The following is a 19962-nucleotide window of genomic DNA, read 5'->3' on the forward strand; positions in this document are numbered from 1 at the left end:
CACATGAACGCTGACGCCAAGTCCCTTGAATCCGCCCAGGACCCAGGCCTGCCCACCATGGCCACGCCCTATGTGCCCCCGCCGCCCGTGGGGCCGCGCGCGCACATGCGGCCCTTGGGTTTCTCAGATCCTTTTCGATGGCTGGCACGGGGCTTGAAGGACATGCGCCAGCACCCGGGCATTGCTCTGTTTTACGGCCTGTGCTTTTGGGGCATGGCGCAAGTGCTGGCCCTGGTGTTCAAGCACAAGCCCGAATACACCTTGTCTCTGGTGTCGGGCTGCTTGCTGGTGGGGCCGTTCATGGCCATGGGCTTGTACGAGGTCAGCCGCCAACGCGAGCGCGGCGAGCGGCCCGAGATGGCGACGTCGCTCATGTGCTGGGTCCAACACATCCGCAGCATGGCCATGCTGGTTTTGGTGCTGATGGTGCTGGAGCTGCTGTGGGGCAGGGCATCCTTGGTGGTGTTTGCGGTGTTCTTCAACACCGGCATGCCGTCCACCACGGGCGTGATCGAAGCGGTGTTCAACCTGCAAAACCTCGAATTCTTGATGGTTTACCTGGCGGTGGGTGGCGTGTTCGCCGCCTTGGTTTATGGCCTGTCGGTGGTGTCCATCCCCATGATTTTGGACCGCGACACCGATGCGATTTCGGCCGTGATCACCAGCTTGCGGGTGGTTTTTTCGCACCCGGGCGTGATGCTGCTGTGGGGTCTGCTGCTCAGTGTGCTGGTACTCGCGGCCTTGTGGCCTTGGGCGCTGGGCATCATCGTGGTGGGGCCGTGGCTGGGTCATGCCAGCTGGCATGCCTACCGGGGCTGTGTCGAGTGGGAAGAAAACCCTGAAGAAGCTGTTACATTGGGCAGCTCAAATTAAAGGAGCCATCTTGGCCACACCCAACTACGGATTCGAAAAACGCCAGAAAGAACTGGCCAAGAAACGCAAAAAAGAAGACAAGCTCAAAGCCAAGTCCGACCGCAAGTCGGGCTTGCTGCCTGAAGACGGTTCTGAGGTTGATGGCGAGGTGAATGATGCGGGCACTGCGGCGCCCGATGCGGCGGATTCAAATGTGCCAGCTGCCTGACACGGCTGTCTGTTAACACTTACGGGACTTGCACCAGCTCACGCGCCAAAACCAGCATGTCTGCCATGCTGTGGCTCGCTGGGGTGACCAGCGGGGCTTGGGTGTAGTGCACAAAGTTGTGGCCCGTCGATGTCTCGTAGCCCGGGTCGTAGTGGCCTGAAAGCAACTCGGTCACCACCTCGCGCATTTCTCCCCGTTCAATCTGCTCTTGCCAGCCTTGCACCACGGCCTTGCCGCGCAGGGCCGTCAAGCGCTCCAAGCGGTCGGCAAACAAGGCGCGGTCTTGCGTGAAAAACGCATAGTCTTCCAGTAGCAAATTCACCCGGTTTTCCAGCGATAAATCGACGCGCAGGCAAGGGCTGGCACGCATGGCCACCATCAACTCGGCAGGCACTGCCAAGTTGCCCACTTTCTTGCTTTCGGCTTCCACAAACACCGGGCGATTGGCGCTGAAACCGCGCAAAGCGTCCCACACCTGCGTGTCAAATGCCTTTTGCGTGGGCTGCGGCGTGCCGGGGATCAGGCCCAGCACCGAGCTGCGGTGGCAGGCAATGGCCTCCAGGTCCAGCACCTGCGCACCTTCTTGCGCCAGTGCTTGCAACAGTCGCGTTTTGCCAGAACCGGTGGGCCCGCACAGCACCTTGAATTGCAGGCGCTGCGCCTGTCGCGGTGTGTCTTCCATCACCGCTTTGCGAAAGGCTTTGTAGCCGCCTTCGATCAGGTGCACCTTGAAGCCGATTTGCCCCAGGATCAGCGCCAGCGAGTTGCTGCGCTTGCCCCCGCGCCAGCAGTACACCAGCGGCTGCCAGTTTTTGGGCTTGTCCATCACCTGGGTTTCGATGTGGCGGGCGATGTTTTTAGCCACCAGCGCTGCGCCCACTTTTTGCGCTTCGAAGGGGTTGACCTGTTTGTACAGCGTGCCGACCCGGATACGCTCTTCGTTGTTGAGCGAGGGCCAGCTCAGGGCGCCGGGCAGGTGGTCTTCGGCGTGTTCGCCTTCGGAGCGCGCGTCGAGGAGGGCGTCAAACTGGTTCAGTTGGGCCATGGCTTGTTCGGCCGAGATCAGGTGAACGCTCATTTCAGTTGTTTCTTCAAGGTGGGCCAGACGTTGGCCAGCATGCGCGGTTGCGCCGCTTCATTGGGGTGGATGCGGTCGGCCTGGAACCATTTGAGCGGCTCGGGGTCGTCGCCTACGCCTTTTAAAAAGAAGGGCACCAGCGCCGCCTTTTGGCTTTTGGCCACTTGGACGTAGGCGGCTTCAAACTGACGGGCCATGTCGGGGCCGTAGTTGGGCGGCATTTGCATGCCCAGCAGCAGCACCTGGGCTCCGGCCGCTTGGGCTTGTTGGGTCATGGCCAGCAAATTGCCTTGTGTCATGTTCATGGGCAGGCCGCGCATGGCGTCGTTGCCGCCCAGCTCAATGACCACATGGCTGGGTTGGTGGCGCTTGATCAAGGCGGGCAGCCGTGAGCGCCCGCCCGAAGTGGTGTCGCCGCTGATGCTGGCGTTGATGACTTCCACGCCAGGCTTTTCTTGCGCCAATTGTTTTTGCAACAAGGCCACCCAGCCTGTGCCCCGGGCCAGGCCGTACTCGGCGCTCAAAGAGTCACCCAGCACCAAAATGCGTTGCGCTGAAGTGGCTTGGACCGACGCGGCAAAGCCCCAGCCGGCAAGGGCCAGCAGGGTCCAGTTAAAGTGGCGACGTCTCAACAAAGGTTTGTGCATGCCTGAATCCATCATTGCCGTGCGTGGCGTTTCTAAAAGTGTGCAAGATGCCAGTGGGCAACTGGACATTTTGCGCGATATCGATTTCTCATTGAACGCCGGGGAAACTGCCGCCATTGTCGGTGCTTCTGGCTCGGGCAAAAGCACTTTGCTCGCCATCCTCGCGGGCCTGGACACGCCAAGCAGCGGGCAGGTGGTGCTGGCAGGGCAGTCGCTGTTTGATTTGTCCGAAGACCAACGCGCCGCTGTGCGGGCCCAGCATGTGGGTTTTGTGTTCCAGAGCTTTCAGCTCATGCCCAACCTCACCGCGCTCGAAAACGTGATGCTGCCCCTTGAGCTGGCCGATCGGCCGGATGCCCGCAGCACCGCCACGGCCATGCTGCAGCGTGTAGGTCTGGGCGAGCGCCTGAAACACCTGCCCAAAGTCTTGTCGGGCGGTGAGCAGCAACGTGTGGCTCTGGCCCGCGCATTTGTGGTGCAGCCTGATCTGCTGCTGGCCGACGAGCCCACAGGCAGCCTGGACCACGCCACGGGCGAAGCCATCATGGACCTGATGTTCGCGCTCAACCGCGAGCAGGGCACCACCTTGGTGCTGGTCACGCACGACCGCCAGTTGGCCGCACGTTGCGAGCGCAGCCTGGTGATTCAGGCCGGACGGTTGACAGAAACGATCAGCGATCGCGTCTGAAACCACTCTGTGCAGACGACCGGCAGTTGATGTTTGTGATCGTTTTTCGCGGTGGGTCGCCGCTCCTCGAGCCCCCGTGAAGGCGTGTAAACAACAGCTTGAGAGTCCGTGTCGGGGTCAGCCAGGGCCAAGTAGTCGAAGTTCACTGCGTCGCTGTGAGCTTGGGTGGGGAGCAACCACAGACGAACTGGCGTTGTGCGGTAAAGCGAACCCGATTCGGCTGGGCGGGGCGATCCTTGTGCATCCTGAACGCAGTGAGCACGAAGACGCTCAACTTGTGGGTGACACCGCTGAGCGCCCGATGGCACATCCATGGTCGGGGTCTTCGAGCATCGACCTACAACATCGTTGAGCATTGAAAACTTCACAGGGCCGAATCAATGGGTTAAATACGCGCTGATTTGCTCTGGACTCCAAATCTCTTTCATTTTGTGATGGCCGGTGAGCATGTGAAAAATGTTTCATGGGTGTATGCCAACTCATGGGGTCATTCCAGCACCCAGACGGTCGCTTTTCAGTGGCCACCGTGCGATGTGCAGGTGTTTTCTTGAGGCATGATCGGCAACCCACATTTCCTCCAGCGCTCATGACTGACCACACCTCTGACATCCCCCTGATTCAAGAACCTCGCCTCTGGCAAAACGAGCAATGGACCGCCCAGGTCATCAAAAACGACGATGACGACGGCTGGGCGGTGGCCATGTTCAAGTCGGGGGAGTCCGAGCCTGCTCTGGTCGGCCCCTGGACCATGGGCCGCGACAAGAAGAACCCTAAGCCGCTCGACGGCTCGGCCTTCATCACCTTGGTGAAAACCGCCAGCGAATTTGTGCGCCGCAGCGAGCAGCAGCTGCATGCGCAGCTGCACCAGTCGGTGATTGTCAACGGTCAAGGGCAGGGCCGCGTGACGGTGCTGCTGGACATCGTGCCGGACGAGGACAACCCCTATGCCATGTTGAGTGCGCAGGACGAAGGGGGCGACATGCTGGCCGAGGTCAAGGTCGATGCCGGTTTCAAGCTCAACCGCCAGACCGCCCAAGCTTGGGTGGATGCCGATTTCGCCAAACCGGCCAGCGGTCGGCGATAAAAGTCGGCGAAAAAAAGGAACGCTTAGCCCTCACATGGCCCGGTTGCGCGCCAGCGGCGGGTTGCGTGCGAAGTAATGCACGATGCCGCGCATCAGCGCATCGGTCAGTTGCTGCTGGTAGGCGTCGCTGCGCAGTTTTTCTTCTTCTTGCGGATTGCTGATGAAGGCGGTTTCGACCAGCACGCTAGGGATGTCGGGGGCTTTGAGTACCGCGAAACCGGCTTGTTCAACACGGGGCTTGTGCAGGCGGCCCACGCCGCCAATTTCGCGCAACAAGCTGCCGCCCAATTGCAGACTGTCCTTGATTTGTGCGGCAGTGCTCATGTCCAGCATGGCGCGCTGCACTTGCGCGTCTTGAGCCCCAAGATTGAGACCACCGATCAGGTCGGCTTTGTTTTCCTTTTGCGCCATCCAGCGGGCAGCGCTGCTCGAAGCTGCGCCTTGGCTGAGTGCGAACACGCTGGCACCGCTGGCTTGGGGCGTAAAAAATGCGTCAGCATGGATGCTGACAAACAAATCGGCTTGCACACGTCGGGCCTTTTGCACCCGCACATGCAGGGGCACAAAAAAGTCGGCGTCGCGCGTCAAGAATGCCCGCATGGGGCTGCCATTGACGCTGCTGGCGTTGATGCGGTCACGCAGCAGTTTGGCAATTTTCAGCACCACGTCTTTTTCCCGCGTGCCGCCAGGCCCCACGGCACCTGGGTCTTCACCGCCGTGACCGGGGTCCAGGGCAATCACGATGAGCCGGTCTGTGGACTTGCCCGTGGCCGCTCTGGGGGGATGGTTGGGACTGTCCATCTCGGCTCCGGGGGGCTCGAAGCCTTGCTTGCGGGTGGAGGGGGCGGGCACCAGGGGCACTGAGGGCGCGGTGGGCGCGGCGGTAGGCAGGCTTTGCCGAGCGATCAACTCGCCCAAAGGGTCATTCAGCGGCGAAGGCGTGGGCAGTTGACCTGCAGCCGCAGGTTCAGCCTTTGCCAGGATGCGCTCTTGGATGAGTTGCTCCAGGGGGTCAATGGCTTTGCTGGGGTACAGATCGAGCACCAGCCGGTGCGCATAGTTGGCCACCGGCTGCAAGGTGAACACCTGTGGGGCGATGGGGCGTTTGAGGTCGATCACCAGTCGCACCACGCCGGGGCTGAACTGGCCCACTCGGATACCTGCAATGTTGGGGTCTGAGGCCTGCACTTTGCCCACCAGTTCGCGCAAGGCGGCATTGAGTTCCATGTCTTCAATGTCGACTGCGAGCCGGGGAGGCGACTGGATGAAGGTTTGCCGGGTTTTCAGCGCCGTGTCTGATTCAAGGGTGACGCGGCTGTAGTCGGGCGCAGGCCAGATGCGCACGGCCAGCATGCTGGCGCCGCGCGCCAAGTGCGAGACCCCCAGGCTCAGCACCACGAGCCCGGTTTGCAGGAGTTGGCGACGGTCAATCGGCATGGCAAACCCCGGGGGCTGAGGCCATCCATGCTTTCAGCCAATCTTGGCCATTCGGCGTTTGGGCGCTGATGCACACGCGGCGCTGGTCTTCGTCGATGGCCTCCAGACCAATCACCCAGTCGGCGGGGGGCAGTTGCCCGGCCACTTTGTCGGGCCACTCCATGAGCTTGAGGCCCGGCCCGGCAAAGATGTCCCGAAAACCCGCGTCTTCCCATTCTTGAGGGTCGTTGAAGCGGTAAAAATCAAAATGCCAGATCGACCAGGCACTCTCGCCCGAGCCCGCCAGGTGGGGCTCGACCACGGCATAGGTCGGGCTTTTGATGCGGCCTTGCACCCCGGCGGCGCGCAAAAGGTGGCGCACCAGGGTGGTTTTGCCTGCGCCCAGGTTGCCGCGCAATTCGATGCGGGCATCGCGCCCACCTGGCCAGCCGGGCAGGGCTGCGGCCAGCGCAGTGGCAAAGGCCTGTGTGGCGGCTTCGTCGGGCCAAATGCCATTCCAAACCAGCGTCTGCTCCGAATGGGGGGCAAGGGCTGAGTCGGTGGTGTGGGCAGGGGAGCCGGGGCTTCCTACAATCGGCGGGTGACTGCTCAACGTATTCAAATCGACCTTCTTGAACTGTGGCCCCAGATCCAGATCTGGGCGCGTGAGTTGGGATTGTCCCAAATTGCCGTGACGGGTATCGATTTGTCCTCGGCAGAGCCCGGATTACAGGCCTGGCTGGCAGCTGGGTTTCACGGCAGTATGGGCTATATGGCCAGTCACGGCATGAAGCGCGCGCGACCCGCCGAGCTGGTGCCGGGCACGGTGAGCGTGATCACGGCCCGCATGGATTATTTGCCGCAGGACACGCCGCCCGACTGGCTGGCCCACGAAACTGCGCGCAGCCTGCAGCCGGGTGAGGCGGTGGTGTCGGTTTATGCCCGAGGTCGCGACTATCACAAGGTTTTGCGCAGCCGATTACAAAAGCTGCAAGACCGCATTGCTGAGGCGATTGGCCCTTTTGGCCACCGCGTGTTCACCGATTCGGCCCCTGTGCTGGAGGCTGAGCTGGCCACCCGCAGCGGCCTGGGCTGGCGCGGCAAGCACACCTTGGTGCTGAGCCGCGAGGCGGGGTCGATGTTCTTTCTGGGCGAGTTGTTTGTGGACTTTGCGCTGCCTGAAACGCCAGCGGTGTCGGCACATTGCGGCCAATGCACCGCCTGCATGGACCTGTGCCCCACGCAGGCCATCGTCGGGCCTTACCGGCTGGATGCACGGCGCTGCATTTCTTATCTGACGATCGAGCACGCCGGGCCGATTGATGAAGCGCTGCGCCCGCTGATCGGCAACCGCATTTATGGCTGCGACGACTGCCAACTGGCCTGCCCCTGGAACAAGTTTGCACAAGTCAGCGCCTTGCCCGACTGGCAGCCCCGGGATGGCCTGAAGGCTTCGAGCATCGTCTCTCTCATGCGTTGGGACGAAGCCGAGTTCCTGCGCCGCACCGAAGGCAGCGCCATCCGACGCATTGGCCATGACCGCTGGCTGCGCAACTTGGCACTGGCAGCGGGCAATGCGCTGGCGTCGATGGGCATGAATACAGAGGACCGACTGGCTTTGCAACAAGCCCTGACCACACATGCGGCGCATCCCGACCCGGTGGTGCAAGAGCAAGTAGCTTGGTCTCTGGCCAAGGTTTGATGCAAAGATCAACCCCGAGATTGGCGGCTTGAGCCCCGACATGTGCCTGAAGTCCTTCAACCCAAGTTGCTGCTGAAACTTGCGTTCTGCAAAGTCAGTTGCTTGATCACTCAACGCTCAACGCTCAACGCTCAACGCTCAACGCTCAACGCTCAACGCTCAACGCTCAACGCAAAACACCTAAAGCAAATGGCAGGCTCAGCATGCCCGAAAGGGTGGACAGCGTGACCAGGCCAGCCACGTAAGGGCCGTTGTAGCCCATGCGGGCAGCCAGCACGTAGCAAGTCGATGCTGTGGGCAAGGCCGAAAAGGCCAGCAAAACGGTGGTTTGTGCGGAGCCGAGATGAAAAACATGGGACATGCCCAGCGCCACCAAGGGCAGCAGCAGGTGTTTGATGCTCAACACGCTCAGGCCCAGCAGCTTGCCCTGGCGCAGCGTGCCCAATTGCATGCCGGCACCTGCAGCCATCAGACCCAGTGCCAAAGAGGCCGCGCCGATGCGGCTGATACTGGGGTCCAGCCAATCGGGGATGCGAAAGCCCAGCAAATTGCCAATCAGTCCCGAGCAGGTGGCGATGATCAAGGGGTTGCGCACCAACTCTCGCAGAAAGCTGGAATTGGCATGCCGTGCCATCGGCCAGACCGCACCCACGTTGAACAGTGGCACACAGACGCCAATCAGCATCGAGATCATCAACAAACCTTCAGGGCCTGCCAGTCGGTCAGCCAGTGCCAAGGCGATGAAAGAGTTGAATCGAAAGGCCACTTGCGCACTGGCGGCGTGGTCACGCTTGTCCAGTCGTTTGCCCAGAAGTGGCCAATAGGGCAGGCTGTAGGACAAAGCAATGGCACACAGCCCCAGGCATACCCCTGCACCGATCAGGCTGGAGGCGGCATTCAAGTCGATGGGGCTTTTCAAAATCGAATGAAACAGCAGCACCGGGAACAGGAAAAAATAGACCAGGGTTTCAACCTGTTGCCACAGCGGCCGGTTGAGCGCCGTGAAGCGGCAAATCAGATAGCCGCACAAGATGAGGGAAAAGTCGGGGAATAGAAGTTGCGCGAAGTTCACATGCATAGGATAACCGGCTGTGTTCGCGACGGGCTTGGCAGACTGTCGCTTCGGCGCATGAATTGCGCATGGCTTGCTGGTTTTGTGGGTTTCCCCTTTGTCGCTGGCCTGATTAATTGCCTATGATCGAAGGATGTTTATGAGGAGTTATGACATGAAGCGTCGTGAATGGATTTCGGTGGCCGCTTTGGCTGCATCGGCTGTGGCCAGTGGTTCTGTGTGGGCGCAGGCCTATCCCAATCGAGTGATCAAGTTGCAAGTGCCTTTTGCGCCAGGCGGCACCACCGACATCGTGGCTCGGGTGATTTCCGAGCCCTTGGCCAAAGCCTTGGGGCAGTCCGTGATCGTTGAAAACAAGGCGGGTGGCGGTGGCGTGGTGGGCGCAAACGAGACAGCCAAAGCAGCCCCCGATGGTTATTCACTGGGCATGGCCACGGTGTCCACCACCGCTGCCAACCCGGCCATCAACCCCAGGATTCCGTACAACGTCCTGACCGACTTCACGCCCATCATCAATATTGCGGCGACGCCCAATGTGATTGCGGTGCACCCCAGCTTTCCGGCCAAGGATTACGCGGGTTTTGTGGCTGAGTTGAAGAAAAACCCCGGCAAATATTCCTACGCTTCTTCGGGCACGGGTGGTATCGGCCACTTGCAAACCGAGTTGTGGAAGAGTTTGTCGGGCGTTTTCATCACCCACATCCCTTACCGTGGCGCAGGCCCTGCACTGAACGACACTGTGGCCGGCCAGGTGCCGATCATTTTTGACAATCTGCCCTCGGCATTGCCTTTCATCCAAACCGGCAAGTTGGTGCCGATTGTGGTGGCCGCGCCTCAGCGCTTGCCCCAGTTGCCCAATGTGCCTACCTTCAAGGAAATTGGTCTGGAACCCGTCAACCGCATGGCTTATTACGGCATCCTAGGGCCCAAAAACTTGCCCAAAGAAGTGGTGGACAAGGTCAGCGCCGGCGTGAAAAAAGCCCTGCAAGATCCTGCTGTCGTCAAGCGCATCAACGACACCGGCTCTTTGGTGATCGCCAATACGCCTGATGAGTTCACAGCCCAAATCAAGGCCGAGTTTGAGGTCTACAAGAAAGTCGTGGACCAGCAAAAACTCAAGCTCGATTGATGCACGCAGCCAGCCTGGGGGCGATTGACCGCTTTGCAGACGCCCTCTGGCTGGAGGATGGTCTGGCCGCCAACACCTTGGCGGCTTACCGCCGGGACCTGGGGCTTTTTGCCACTTGGTTGTTTATGCAGCACCGCCTGGCACTCGACGATACGCAAGAGCACCATCTGCAAGCTTATTTTGCCGAGCGCCACGGCCAGACCAAGGCCACTTCGGCCAATCGGCGTTTGACGGTGTTCAAACGCTATTTCCGCTGGGCTTTGCGCGAACGCCTGATGTTGCAAGACCCGACGCTGCGCCTGCTGGCTGCCAAACAGGCTTTGCGGGTGCCCAAGACTTTGGGTGAGGCGCAAGTGGACGCCTTGTTGCGTGCACCGGATGCGGCCACCGATCTGGGCTTGCGAGACCGCGCCATGCTGGAGCTGATGTATGCCAGTGGCCTGCGCGTGAGCGAGTTGGTGGGCCTGAAGACACTTCATGTGTCGCTCAATGAGGGCGTGCTGCGCATCATGGGCAAAGGCAGCAAAGAGCGCCTGGTGCCCTTTGGCGAGGAAGCGCGTGAGTGTTTGCAGCGCTACATGGGCCGAGCCCGACCGGCCTTGCTTGGGGGACGTCAGACCGAGGACCTGTTCATCACCACCAGCGGCCCCAAGCCCGGCACGGGGATGTCGCGCATCATGTTCTGGAGCCTGGTCAAGCGCTACGCTATTGAGGCGGGCATCACCTCGCCACTGTCGCCGCACACCCTGCGCCACGCCTTTGCCACGCATTTGCTCAACCACGGGGCCGATTTGCGGGCGGTGCAGATGCTGCTGGGCCACGCCGACATCTCGACCACCACCATTTACACCCATGTGGCCCGTGAACGGCTTAAAACCCTGCACGCGCAGCATCATCCGCGCGGTTGATGTGTTGTGCATGGGATTTTCTTTGCAAGCGATTTGGCGGGCATGCTTTTATTCTGTCATTGCGAGGAGCGCAGCGACGCGGCAATCCAGCATGGGGCGCATGCAAAAGGCTTGAATGGCGGATTGACCTCACAAGCTGGATGGCCACGCTCCGCTCGCCATGACGGGAAATGAAAGCTGGATGACAACGCATAACTGTTCATGACGAACAGGGGCAATGTCGGCGATGAAGGACCTCAAGAAAGGGCGCTTCCTGGCAATCGATTGGTAAAGGCCTGCTCATCGTTAGATTTCGGGCCATTGTTTGCCCACCCATGCCAGCACCCTCTTGGTTGTCCAGCGGCGTTTGTTAGGGTCAAGTCTTATATGCTTGTCGCTTGAATCGTTCAATGGAGTCCCTATGCAAGCCATCGAGAACATCAACCTTTTATCGGCACTGGACACGACAGTGAGCCTGGTCGCCGCCTTCATATTGGGGGGACTCATTGGCTTGGAGCGACAGTACCGCCAGCGGACAGCGGGCCTGCGAACCAATGTGTTGGTCGCCGTAGGGGCCGCTATTTTTGTGGATATGGCCAATCGTCTCGGTGGCCACGAAAGCGCAGTTCATGTCACGGCATATGTCGTGTCGGGCATTGGTTTCCTGGGTGCCGGTGTGATCATGCGGGAGGAGGGCAATGTCCGAGGGCTGAACACGGCCGCGACTTTGTGGGGTTCTGCAGCGGTTGGGGCCTGTGCTGGTGCAGATTTACTCATTGAAGCGCTGCTTGCAACTGTTTTTGTTCTTTCCGCCAATACCTTGTTGCGTCCTGTGGTCAACAAAATCAATCGCAAGCCCATCGACACGGAGGCTGTTGAAGCTACCTACACCGTATATGTGATCTCCCCTAAGGGAATGCAGCGTGTGGCATTGACGCAATTAGAAGAGGAGCTTGAGGCCGCTCAATTTCCAATACAAGACCTCAACATGCACGCTTTCGGTTCTGATGCGGTGGAGATCGAGGCGGTGTTGGCGTCCACATCCATTGAGGGCGATCAGCTTGACAGTGTCATTGCAAAACTTTCAGGGTTGCCGTGTGTGACGCAGGCGTTCTGGAGTCCCTCGACAGCCGAATAAAGGCGCTGCGATGCTGTTGGTTTGGGGGTCTCCACCGTAACTGGTTGCCACCACGAATGCTTGCATTGCACATCACAACAAAAATACCTAGCCCTTCATCTGGACAAAATAATCCGCGACATTTTGGAATAGGCCATTTGTGTCAAAAGCAAATTATTGATCCGGCACTTTGAAGTCTGCAGGATCAATTCAATCTTGCACCTTGTGGGAGCAAGACCTGCTGGCGATCAGACGCTTGTAGACCACAGGCATTTCGCTTGGCTGGCAAACTCCAAAAAAATCCTCTCAACGGGCAACACAAGGCTCAGACTTCATCGGGCTGAATCTATAAATTCCAAACAGAATGAAACACGGCACTATTGATGTGGCCCGTTGATGTTTGCATCAACGCTTTTTTGTGAGAACGGTGCCCACGCAGCGATGGAGCCTTGCAGGCCAATACACATCGCCCAGGCGGTGGGGCTCCTACACTGATTGTGTAGCTGATCGCTCTGCCCAAGACAAGATCTTCACTTCAAACTTCACAGGGACGGATCAACAGGTCACTGGCCTCGCCAGCACCGTGAGCCGCTCATAATTTGCGCGAAACAGAGCCAGGGTATTTTCGCAGTGTGTGGGGTTGGTAATTTTCACTTGTGTCCAATGCCGATAGGTGGGGTCAGCGCGGTAGCGAAAGGGCTGGGCCTTGCCTTGTTCTATGAAGGATTGGCTTATTTGCGCATCGGTGGCGACGTGGGCTTCACCATCGAAGTGGATGTGACCGATTTCATTGTCGCCAATGTAAAAGTCAGCACCATCAGCCACGCTGGGTCGGTAAAGATCCCAGTGTGTGGCAGAGATGACACCAGGCCATTTTTGAATCGTTTCGACCAAGTCACCCAAGAGGCCGGGCATGGTGGGTGGCGGCTTGATGGGGCCTTTGTCAGACAGTTTCATCGTGTGCGGTAGGTAAATTTTTTGGGGTAAAAATTGTTTGAGTTTATGCATGAGATGTCGCAAACTTCAACAGGGCAGTTATGGCTTCGTGAAGTGTGACCGTACCTCGTCTGGTTTCATGTTGGCCATCGAATGCGATCCATCCAGAGTTGAAGCCTGCAAACATCTCCATAAACGCGCTGACTGTTTTCTCGGGAAATCCTTTGGCTGTCATGATGGCTGACAGCTTATCTGCGCTGTCTTGCACCGCCTGTACCGGGCGACCTAACAACGCTGAAAGCACAGTGGCGGCATCGTTGGGAGAGTAGTCTTGTGGGCCATGCAGTTCGATCAAGCGCCGCGCTGTGGGGCGCTCGATCATCAGTGTCGCAGCGGTACGTCCGATGTCCGTCGCACTGACCATGGGCAAGGCTTTGTCCAGCGGGTGGAACATGGAAGGGAGCACACTGTTTTCCAAAACGGGGTGCAGTGACCAGGCCCAGTTTTCTATGAAGTTGGCCGCTCGCAAAATGGTCAACTGGCCTTTGTAGTTGTGCAGTTGATGCTCAAAGTCGTTGGTCGTCAAGATGTTGCCCGTGCCTTGCGGATGCTGGGCTCCAACCGAGGACAGTGCGACGGCATAGGGCACGTTTGCCGCATTGGCTGCAGCCACCAGGTTCGCATGAACTGCATGAGCATGCGCAAACATGTCAGGCACAAAGTAGGCTGGTGGATTCATGAGGTAGACCACCTCAGCCTGATGCAAGGCACGGGTGAGGCTGTCTACATCGGTGACATCGGCCACAACCACTTGAGCGCCTTTGGCGCGCCATGTTTGGGCTTGCTCATCATCTCGGCGAACGATCATGCGAATAGGCTTGCCCGCATCGAGCAAAGTTTGACTTAAAGCGAGGCCGGTTTGCCCGAAGGCTCCTGTGATGGCGTACATGGGTGATATCTTTCGAACTTGAGTAGGGTTTACTTGGAGATCAGTTGCGGCAGGGCTTAGATCCGGTCTTCAACTTGCAGAGCTGGATTTTGGGCCTTTGCGAGATAATCAAAAAGATCAATACCGGGATGTTGAGCATGCATAAATCGAATGTTGATGTGGATTTGGACACCTTTGACATTGGGTTGCTCAAGTTCCTGCAAGCCCTGTTGGATACCCGCGGTATTACACGCGCGGGTGAATTGCTTGCGATGACGCAACCTGCGGCTTCGAGGGCCATGACCCGATTGAGGCAGCATTTTGGCGATCCTTTGTTGGTCCGGACATCGCGCGGTTATGTGCTCACACCCGTGGCCGAATTGCTGCGCCCGTCTGTGCACGCATGTTTGGACAGCATGCATGCTTTGTTCGACGTGGCCGCATTTGACATTGCGGACACCGCGCGCACTTTTCGAATCGCCAGTACCGATTACGGTTTGTCAGTCGTCCTTCAGCCTCAGTTGGCGAGTCTTCGTCAGATCGCCCCTTTTGTCGCATGGCAGACAGACCCGTGGTCGGATGACACCATGGCCAAACTTGAGCGTGGAGAGCTCGACTGCGCTTTGTATTCAGATGAGCCGCTGTCCCCTGATTTCCATTACCGAACGCTGTTTACTGATGGTTATGCTTTGGTGTGCCAGCCCAATCATCCATTGGCTTCACTGGGGAAAATGGACAGCAAATCACTGCTTGAAGATGCAGCCCACTATCCGCAGTGGGCACCGCGCTACCTCAGTTCAAGGCGCTACATGACGGACAATGTTTATGAGCGTTTGGGACTCAAGTCTTCAAACATCGTGCTGGCCACCCCAAGTTTTCATACGGCTTTGGAATGTATCTTGCAAAGCGATTGGCTGGCGGTGGTGCCCGAACGGTTGGCCCGTATATGGGCCAAAACCTTTGTCATTGCGGTGCTGCCGATCCAAGAAAAAAACCTGCGATTTGAATACAGGCTCATTTGGCACGAACGTGCTCATCGCGACAAGGGCTTGCAATGGTTCAAAGAGCAATTGGTTCGAAATACTGTGTCTTGATGCGGCACATTGGATGTTGCGCTCAAGGGGCGGTCCATCCATTCAGCTTAAAGGCTTTTTCCTCAGGCCCGATGACTGTCAAGCATTTGCCAACGGCCGCCATCAAGTCGTGGTGGAGTCTTTATTTGGCCTCATTCATGGTCCTGGAAAACGCAGTTGACCGCTTTGAACCCGCTGGAAACCCTGATGTATCCTCATCTTTGTGAGCACGAAGACGCTCACCTTGTGGGTGATTCCGCGATGCACCCGATGGCACAGCCCTGGGGGGCACTGGCGGCGTTGCTCGTCGTTGCAGGGGTGCAGCCTGCGGCCTTCTCGCGCCTGGCCATTGCCCCCAATGGCAGCACCCTCGGGCGCGTTCAACTGCGTTTTCTAGGATAAAGGCTGGTTTCTCGCTGTGGCAAGCAAGCGGTGCGCCCATCAGTGACAAGCGGGCTGCCTATCGTAAACGAGCGTTCGCGAAGGTGGACTCATTGCGCAGCAGGCCGGTTCTTGCGAGGGCGTTTGTCACAAGAGATGGACAGCGCTTGACTGGCGCTTCATCCCATTGCTGCCAACTCGGCCTCTTCAAACCCCGCCAGCCGCCGCGCCGCCATGTTGAAGGGCGGGCGCAGTTTGGGGGCGTCGTATTGCGCGATCAATTCGGCATAGGTGTGCACCGGCTCCAGGCCCCGCTCTTTGCACAGGTAGCGGTACCAGCGGTTGCCTGCGGCCACATGGCCGATTTCTTCTTCCAGAATGATGTCAAGGATCTCGCCTGCCCGGTGGTCGCCCACACTGACCAATTTGTTTTTCACGCCGGGTGAGGCGTCCAGGCCCCGCGCTTCCATGGTGCGCGGCACGATGCCGATGCGGGCCAGGATGTCGTCCTTTGTTCGCTCGGCCATGTCCCACAAGGTGTTGTGGGCGGGAAAGTCGCCGTAGTCAAACCCCAGGCTGACCAAATGCTGGCGCAGCAGGCTGTAATGCTTGGCCTCTTCTTGGGCGATGCGCACCCAGTCGGTATAAAAAGCCTCGGGCATGCCCGCAAAGCGCCAAACCACGTCGAGCGCCAGGTCGATGGCGTTGAGCTCGATGTGGGCGATCGAATGCACCAGCATGGCCCGGCCCTCGGGCGTGGCCATGGATTTGGCTTTGAGCTGGGTGTGCGGCACCAGCAGCGGGCGGGCAGCGCGGCCGGGGCCTGCATTGGGTGCGCTCAGGCTGTCGAGCGCGCCCACGGGCAGGCTCAGGTCCAGTGCCAAAGTGGCCTGGGCCTTCAGGTTTGGGTCGGTTTGCGCCCAAGGGATCAGGGCGGAGGAGCGCAGGGTTTGCATGGTGATCGCTGGCAGCGCCCACGGCAGGTGGTGGGCTTCCCTACAATTGTAGGTTTTCAAGAAAACCCAACCGACAGGAAACCGCCATGACCATTTACCAGCTGGATGATCAAACCCCCGACGTGGCCGACACCGCCTGGGTGGCCGACAACGCGCAGGTCATGGGGGCGGTCAAGATCTCGGCCGACGCCAGTGTCTGGTTTGGTGTGACGGTGCGTGGGGACACCGAGACCATTGAGATTGGCGAGGGCAGCAACATCCAGGACGGCAGCGTCATGCACGCCGACCACGGCAAACCCATCGTGGTCGGCAAGCACGTCACGGTGGGCCACATGGTCATGCTGCACGGCTGCACGATTGGCGATGAGTCGCTGATCGGCATTGGCGCGGTGGTGCTCAACGGTGCCAAAATTGGCAAGAACTGTCTGGTAGGTGCTGGTTCGCTGGTGACCGAAGGCAAGGAATTCCCAGATGGCTCGATGATCATGGGCACGCCTGCCAAGGTGGTGCGTGAACTCAGCCCCGAGCAGATCGAAGGCCTGCGCCAAAGCGCCAAACATTACGTCGAGAACGCCCGCCGATTCAAGGCGGGCCTGAAAAAAATCAGCTGATTGGTTGGTTGTCGCGAACGCTTTTTAACTTTTGAGGATCGGCCCCATGGGGCTGTTGATTGAACTTTGTCTGAACTCCATAAATTCATTTTCGAAGGCCTGCCGGTGCGCGGCATGCTCGTGCGCCTGACCGATGCCTGGCAAGACATCCTGGCGCGGCGCGCCGCCAATTCCGAAACCGGCGCTTACCCCGCGCCCGTGCGCCAGTTGCTGGGCGAGATGGCCGCGGCCGGTGTGTTGATGCAGGGCAACATCAAGTTCAACGGCGCTTTGGTGCTGCAGATTTTTGGCGATGGACCGGTCAAGCTGGGTGTGGTCGAGGTGCAACCGGATTTGAGCTTGCGCGCGACTTGCACCCAAGTGGGCGAGGTGGCCGAAGACGCCACCTTGAGCCAGATGGTCAACGTGAACAACGAAGGCCGCTGCGCCATCACCCTGGACCCCCAAGACCGCTTGCCCGGCCAGCAGCCCTACCAAGGCGTGGTGCCGCTGTTTGGTGACCGGGGCGAAAAATTGGAAAACATCAGCGAGGTGCTGGAGCACTACATGCTGCAGTCTGAGCAGTTGGACACGGTGTTGGTGCTGGCGGCCGATGACAAGGTGGCGGCCGGTTTGTTGATCCAGCGTTTGCCCATCGAAGGTGAGGGCAACCTGGCCGGTCAAACCGATTCACTTTTGCGTGAGTCGGTGCTGGGCCAAAGTGAAGACTTCAGCCGCATTTCGATTTTGACCAAGAGCCTCAAGCGCGAAGAGCTGCTGGGGCTGGACGCCGAAACCATCTTGCACCGTCTGTATTGGGAAGAGCCGCTGGCGCGTTTTGAACCCTTGATGGGCGAGACCGGCCCGCGCTTTGCCTGTCGATGCAACCGTGAGCGTGTGGGCCACATGATTCGTAGCTTGGGCACCGAAGAGGTGGAAGGCATCATCGCCGAGCAGGGCCAAGTGGAAGTGGGCTGTGACTTTTGCGGTGCGCAATACCGTTTTGACCCGGTGGATGCGGCGGGACTTTTCACGGGCTTGCCTACAGATATCTCGGGAGGCTCGCTGCACTGAAAACGTCGGACTCTGCGAGTGCCGACCTGCGGGGTGTTGCCATTTTGTAGGTCGGCGGTCGAAGACCCCGACATGGTGCCTATGCCTCAGGCTGAAAACGTCGGACTCTACGAGTGCCTACCTACGGGGCGTTGCCTTTTTGTAGGTCGGCGGTCGAAGACCCCGACAGGGGACCTGTGCCGGAGGCTGAAAACGTCGGACTCTGCGAGTGCCGACCTACGGGGCGTTGCCATCTGGTAGGTCGGCGGTCGAAGACTCCGACATGGTTTGAATCACTGCTGATGCTTGTTTCAATCGACGAAGCTTGAGCAGGCCATTGTCGGACTCTGAGAGTACCGACCTGCGGGGCGTTGCCATCTGGTAGGTCGGCGGTCGAAGACTCCGACATGGGCGTGTGCCTATTGATTCGGCCCGATGAAGTCTGAACCGTGTGTTGCCAGTTGGAGGATTTTGTGGGAGCTTGCCCTGCAAGCGAAGAGCCTGCGGTCCACAAGTGTCTGATCGCCAGCAGGGCTAGCTCCCACAAGGTGCAAGATTGAAGTCATTCTGCAGACTTCATAGGGCCGGATCCATAAGGCTGTCATCGTCGGACCCCTGAGTGTGTCGATTTGCGAGGTCAAGTTGAACGCTGCGCCAGCAGACCCGTGAACAGTTTGTGTTCGCACTCGGGGTCGCTGCATTCATTGCATTGCCACACGGTGCGGCCTTGGTTGATGGCATATTGCGCGTTTTCACGGATCAGGCGGGCGGCTTCGTCTTCGCCCGGCAAGCCCAGGGCCAGCAGGGCATTGTTGAGCCGTTGATGGCCTTGTCCGTAAACCACGCGGTAGTTGATGCCTGCTCTGTCCAGTGCCTGGCGCACAAGGGTGTCCACCGGGCCTCGAACATGCGGGCCATCGCGCTGCAGGCCATCGGCCACCCAGGGTAAATCCAGGCCGGTGATCAGGGTGTGGTCGTACAGGGCCTGATGCGCCAAAGCCATGGTGTAGAGGCTCTCGTCTGCAAACAGCATGTGGCTGTAGACGGCGGTCATCAGGGGTGTGGTGTCTGAAATGACCCACCCCGGCGGCGCCTGTTCCACGGCCTGGGCTTGCGTGTGTGCAATGCCCGCTTGTTCATGGGGCAGGGGTGTGCGGCCTTCACGGTCGCACCAACTGCGCAGGACTTCATCCACGGTGTGCACCGTTTGCCCACGCAGGCGAATCACAGCGGTCAATGCTTGCGTCAGCCAGGATTTGCCGGTGCTCTCGGCACCGACGATGGCAATGCGCCGGGCGTTCATGGATGCGCTGCCTTGAGCCGGGCTTGCCAAACGCGCCAACCCCACACACTCATGAGCGTGAACAGCGCATACAACACACAAGTCAGCCACAGCCCTTTGTGGGCAAACAGCGCCACACTGATGACGTTGACCACCAACCAGACCAGCCAGTTTTCGATGTATTTGCGCCCCAGCAGGGCTTGGCCCACCAGGCTCAGGGCTGTGGGCAAGGCGTCCCACCAGGCCACATCGCTGTCGGTGAAGTGTTGCAGCAGCAGGGCCAGCGTGGGCCACAACAATGCGCTGGTGATCAGCACCAGCCACCAGCCACGGGTTGGCAGCCGCTGGATCACGAGAGCAGGCTGCGCATCATCGCCCAGGCGCAGCCATTGCCACCAGCCCCACAAAGCCAAAGTGGCAAACACCAGTTGCAAGCCGGCTTCGCCATACAACAGGCTGTCCTTGAACACAAAAAAGTAGAGCAGGGAGCTGAGGATGGCCAGTGGCCAGCTCCAGTGCAGTTCGCGGATGCTGCACACCACCATCACCAAGCCCAGCGCGAAGCCGGTGATCTCGGTCAAGGACATCATTTGGCGATTTGCACGAAGATTTCGTTGGGCTTGACCATGCCCAGCTCGTGCCGGGCCCGCTCTTCCACCATGTTGAGGCCTTCCTTGAGGTCGTTGACCTCGGCGCTCAGCTGCTCATTGGTGCGGCGGGCTTCTTCATTGGCGGCTTTTTGTTGCTTGACCTGACGTTCCAAGTCTGCCGCGTTGGGCAAGCTGCCCCGTCCGAACCACAGTTGGGCCTGAATGATCGCCAGCAAGGCGATCAGCACAATTGGAACGAGGCGGTTGCCCAT

At 59.3% G+C, this 19962-nt stretch carries 23 protein-coding genes; 12 read left to right on the forward strand and 11 right to left on the reverse strand.

Going from position 1 to position 19962, the window contains the following annotated elements:
- Window positions 1-3 precede the first annotated feature (3 nt).
- On the forward strand, window positions 4-873 hold the full coding sequence (locus tag H663_RS23805; RefSeq protein ID WP_053176461.1) for a DUF2189 domain-containing protein: 870 nt from the start codon (window positions 4-6) through the stop codon (window positions 871-873).
- A 10-nt stretch (window positions 874-883) separates the two neighbouring features.
- Window positions 884-1081, forward strand: a complete 198-nt coding sequence (locus H663_RS23810) for a hypothetical protein (RefSeq protein WP_053176458.1) — start codon at window positions 884-886, stop codon at window positions 1079-1081.
- 19 nt (window positions 1082-1100) lie between these two features.
- Here H663_RS23810 and mnmH read toward each other — a convergent pair whose 3' ends face one another.
- The gene (gene mnmH / locus H663_RS23815; RefSeq protein WP_053176456.1) at window positions 1101-2159 is read right to left on the reverse strand and encodes a tRNA 2-selenouridine(34) synthase MnmH; all 1059 of its coding nucleotides are present in this window, start codon (window positions 2157-2159) and stop codon (window positions 1101-1103) included.
- The gene (locus tag H663_RS23820; protein ID WP_053176455.1) at window positions 2156-2806 is read right to left on the reverse strand and encodes an arylesterase; all 651 of its coding nucleotides are present in this window, start codon (window positions 2804-2806) and stop codon (window positions 2156-2158) included. Before H663_RS23820 ends, mnmH begins: the two co-directional genes overlap by 4 nt.
- Between H663_RS23820 and H663_RS23825 the strand changes: the two genes are divergently transcribed.
- Both H663_RS23825 and H663_RS23830 read left to right on the forward strand, forming a co-directional pair.
- Window positions 2805-3494: an ABC transporter ATP-binding protein gene (locus H663_RS23825; protein ID WP_053176453.1), complete on the forward strand. Its 690-nt coding sequence runs from the start codon at window positions 2805-2807 to the stop codon at window positions 3492-3494. The two genes, H663_RS23820 and H663_RS23825, sit on opposite strands and share 2 nt — an antisense overlap.
- 586 nt (window positions 3495-4080) lie before the next feature.
- The gene (locus H663_RS23830; protein ID WP_053176451.1) at window positions 4081-4578 is read left to right on the forward strand and encodes a hypothetical protein; all 498 of its coding nucleotides are present in this window, start codon (window positions 4081-4083) and stop codon (window positions 4576-4578) included.
- Window positions 4579-4608: 30 nt separating this feature from the next.
- Here the strand turns inward: H663_RS23830 and H663_RS23835 are convergent, their stop codons facing one another.
- Window positions 4609-6015, reverse strand: a complete 1407-nt coding sequence (locus tag H663_RS23835) for an N-acetylmuramoyl-L-alanine amidase (RefSeq protein WP_053176449.1) — start codon at window positions 6013-6015, stop codon at window positions 4609-4611.
- Window positions 6005-6505, reverse strand: a complete 501-nt coding sequence (gene tsaE, locus H663_RS23840) for a tRNA (adenosine(37)-N6)-threonylcarbamoyltransferase complex ATPase subunit type 1 TsaE (RefSeq protein ID WP_053177015.1) — start codon at window positions 6503-6505, stop codon at window positions 6005-6007. The genes H663_RS23835 and tsaE overlap by 11 nt, the downstream gene beginning before the upstream one ends.
- Window positions 6506-6643: 138 nt before the next feature.
- Between tsaE and queG the strand changes: the two genes are divergently transcribed.
- Window positions 6644-7696, forward strand: a complete 1053-nt coding sequence (gene queG / locus H663_RS23845) for a tRNA epoxyqueuosine(34) reductase QueG (protein ID WP_053177013.1) — start codon at window positions 6644-6646, stop codon at window positions 7694-7696.
- A 166-nt stretch (window positions 7697-7862) separates the two neighbouring features.
- Here the strand turns inward: queG and H663_RS23850 are convergent, their stop codons facing one another.
- Window positions 7863-8768, reverse strand: a complete 906-nt coding sequence (locus H663_RS23850; RefSeq protein WP_053177011.1) for an AEC family transporter — start codon at window positions 8766-8768, stop codon at window positions 7863-7865.
- A gap of 154 nt (window positions 8769-8922) precedes the next feature.
- On the opposite strand from H663_RS23850, the gene H663_RS23855 reads away from it, so the two are divergent.
- The 3 genes from H663_RS23855 to H663_RS23865 all read left to right on the forward strand — a co-directional run bounded on the left by H663_RS23855 (window position 8923) and on the right by H663_RS23865 (window position 11922).
- Window positions 8923-9897, forward strand: coding sequence for a tripartite tricarboxylate transporter substrate binding protein BugE (locus H663_RS23855; RefSeq protein WP_053176447.1), 975 nt, complete (start codon window positions 8923-8925; stop codon window positions 9895-9897).
- Window positions 9897-10805: a site-specific tyrosine recombinase XerD gene (gene xerD / locus H663_RS23860; RefSeq protein ID WP_053176446.1), complete on the forward strand. Its 909-nt coding sequence runs from the start codon at window positions 9897-9899 to the stop codon at window positions 10803-10805. Before H663_RS23855 ends, xerD begins: the two co-directional genes overlap by 1 nt.
- 400 nt (window positions 10806-11205) lie before the next feature.
- Window positions 11206-11922 (forward strand): MgtC/SapB family protein, encoded by a 717-nt coding sequence (locus tag H663_RS23865; RefSeq protein ID WP_053176443.1) that lies wholly within the window; start codon window positions 11206-11208, stop codon window positions 11920-11922.
- 534 nt (window positions 11923-12456) lie between these two features.
- Here the strand turns inward: H663_RS23865 and H663_RS23870 are convergent.
- Both H663_RS23870 and H663_RS23875 read right to left on the reverse strand, forming a co-directional pair.
- Window positions 12457-12858, reverse strand: coding sequence for a luciferase domain-containing protein (locus H663_RS23870; protein ID WP_053176441.1), 402 nt, complete (start codon window positions 12856-12858; stop codon window positions 12457-12459).
- A gap of 43 nt (window positions 12859-12901) precedes the next feature.
- Window positions 12902-13786: an NmrA family NAD(P)-binding protein gene (locus tag H663_RS23875; protein ID WP_053176439.1), complete on the reverse strand. Its 885-nt coding sequence runs from the start codon at window positions 13784-13786 to the stop codon at window positions 12902-12904.
- 74 nt (window positions 13787-13860) lie between these two features.
- Between H663_RS23875 and H663_RS23880 the strand changes: the two genes are divergently transcribed.
- Both H663_RS23880 and H663_RS23885 read left to right on the forward strand, forming a co-directional pair.
- Window positions 13861-14859, forward strand: coding sequence for a LysR family transcriptional regulator (locus tag H663_RS23880; protein WP_133239955.1), 999 nt, complete (start codon window positions 13861-13863; stop codon window positions 14857-14859).
- Between the two features lie 156 nt (window positions 14860-15015).
- Complete coding sequence (locus H663_RS23885) at window positions 15016-15240, forward strand: hypothetical protein (protein WP_133239956.1); 225 nt, start codon at window positions 15016-15018, stop codon at window positions 15238-15240.
- Window positions 15241-15398: 158 nt separating this feature from the next.
- On the opposite strand, the gene H663_RS23890 is transcribed toward H663_RS23885, so the two are convergent.
- A complete protein-coding gene (locus H663_RS23890; protein ID WP_053177009.1) occupies window positions 15399-16175 on the reverse strand; it encodes a ferritin-like domain-containing protein in 777 nt (258 codons plus the stop codon).
- A gap of 86 nt (window positions 16176-16261) precedes the next feature.
- Here H663_RS23890 and H663_RS23895 point away from each other — a divergent pair, with 86 nt between their 5' ends.
- Complete coding sequence (locus H663_RS23895; RefSeq protein ID WP_053176434.1) at window positions 16262-16786, forward strand: gamma carbonic anhydrase family protein; 525 nt, start codon at window positions 16262-16264, stop codon at window positions 16784-16786.
- Window positions 16787-16852: 66 nt separating this feature from the next.
- Window positions 16853-17839, forward strand: a complete 987-nt coding sequence (gene hslO / locus H663_RS23900; protein ID WP_053176432.1) for an Hsp33 family molecular chaperone HslO — start codon at window positions 16853-16855, stop codon at window positions 17837-17839.
- A gap of 616 nt (window positions 17840-18455) precedes the next feature.
- On the opposite strand, the gene H663_RS23905 is transcribed toward hslO, so the two are convergent.
- The 3 genes from H663_RS23905 to ftsB are packed head-to-tail and all read right to left on the reverse strand — an operon-like array spanning window position 18456 to window position 19962.
- The gene (locus H663_RS23905; RefSeq protein WP_053176430.1) at window positions 18456-19121 is read right to left on the reverse strand and encodes an AAA family ATPase; all 666 of its coding nucleotides are present in this window, start codon (window positions 19119-19121) and stop codon (window positions 18456-18458) included.
- Window positions 19118-19690, reverse strand: coding sequence for a nicotinamide riboside transporter PnuC (gene pnuC / locus H663_RS23910; RefSeq protein ID WP_053176427.1), 573 nt, complete (start codon window positions 19688-19690; stop codon window positions 19118-19120). The genes H663_RS23905 and pnuC overlap by 4 nt, the downstream gene beginning before the upstream one ends.
- Window positions 19687-19962 carry a cell division protein FtsB gene (gene ftsB / locus H663_RS23915; RefSeq protein ID WP_053176426.1) on the reverse strand — a complete coding sequence of 92 codons (276 nt, stop codon included), beginning with the start codon at window positions 19960-19962 and terminating at the stop codon, window positions 19687-19689. Before ftsB ends, pnuC begins: the two co-directional genes overlap by 4 nt.

The organism is Limnohabitans planktonicus II-D5, from assembly GCF_001270065.2.
Classification (GTDB): domain Bacteria; phylum Pseudomonadota; class Gammaproteobacteria; order Burkholderiales; family Burkholderiaceae_C; genus Limnohabitans_A; species Limnohabitans_A planktonicus.

Coding starts and splice junctions, on each gene's coding strand:
- H663_RS23805 (WP_053176461.1), top strand. CDS start 4: ATGAACGCTGACGCCAAGTCCCTTGAATCCGCCCAGGACCCAGGCCTG.
- mnmH (WP_053176456.1), bottom strand. CDS start 2,159: ATGAGCGTTCACCTGATCTCGGCCGAACAAGCCATGGCCCAACTGAAC.
- H663_RS23825 (WP_053176453.1), top strand. CDS start 2,805: ATGCCTGAATCCATCATTGCCGTGCGTGGCGTTTCTAAAAGTGTGCAA.
- H663_RS23820 (WP_053176455.1), bottom strand. CDS start 2,806: ATGCACAAACCTTTGTTGAGACGTCGCCACTTTAACTGGACCCTGCTG.
- H663_RS23830 (WP_053176451.1), top strand. CDS start 4,081: ATGACTGACCACACCTCTGACATCCCCCTGATTCAAGAACCTCGCCTC.
- H663_RS23835 (WP_053176449.1), bottom strand. CDS start 6,015: ATGCCGATTGACCGTCGCCAACTCCTGCAAACCGGGCTCGTGGTGCTG.
- H663_RS23855 (WP_053176447.1), top strand. CDS start 8,923: ATGAAGCGTCGTGAATGGATTTCGGTGGCCGCTTTGGCTGCATCGGCT.
- xerD (WP_053176446.1), top strand. CDS start 9,897: ATGCACGCAGCCAGCCTGGGGGCGATTGACCGCTTTGCAGACGCCCTC.
- H663_RS23865 (WP_053176443.1), top strand. CDS start 11,206: ATGCAAGCCATCGAGAACATCAACCTTTTATCGGCACTGGACACGACA.
- H663_RS23870 (WP_053176441.1), bottom strand. CDS start 12,858: ATGAAACTGTCTGACAAAGGCCCCATCAAGCCGCCACCCACCATGCCC.
- H663_RS23875 (WP_053176439.1), bottom strand. CDS start 13,786: ATGTACGCCATCACAGGAGCCTTCGGGCAAACCGGCCTCGCTTTAAGT.
- H663_RS23890 (WP_053177009.1), bottom strand. CDS start 16,175: ATGCAAACCCTGCGCTCCTCCGCCCTGATCCCTTGGGCGCAAACCGAC.
- H663_RS23895 (WP_053176434.1), top strand. CDS start 16,262: ATGACCATTTACCAGCTGGATGATCAAACCCCCGACGTGGCCGACACC.
- H663_RS23905 (WP_053176430.1), bottom strand. CDS start 19,121: ATGAACGCCCGGCGCATTGCCATCGTCGGTGCCGAGAGCACCGGCAAA.
- pnuC (WP_053176427.1), bottom strand. CDS start 19,690: ATGATGTCCTTGACCGAGATCACCGGCTTCGCGCTGGGCTTGGTGATG.
- ftsB (WP_053176426.1), bottom strand. CDS start 19,962: ATGGGCAACCGCCTCGTTCCAATTGTGCTGATCGCCTTGCTGGCGATC.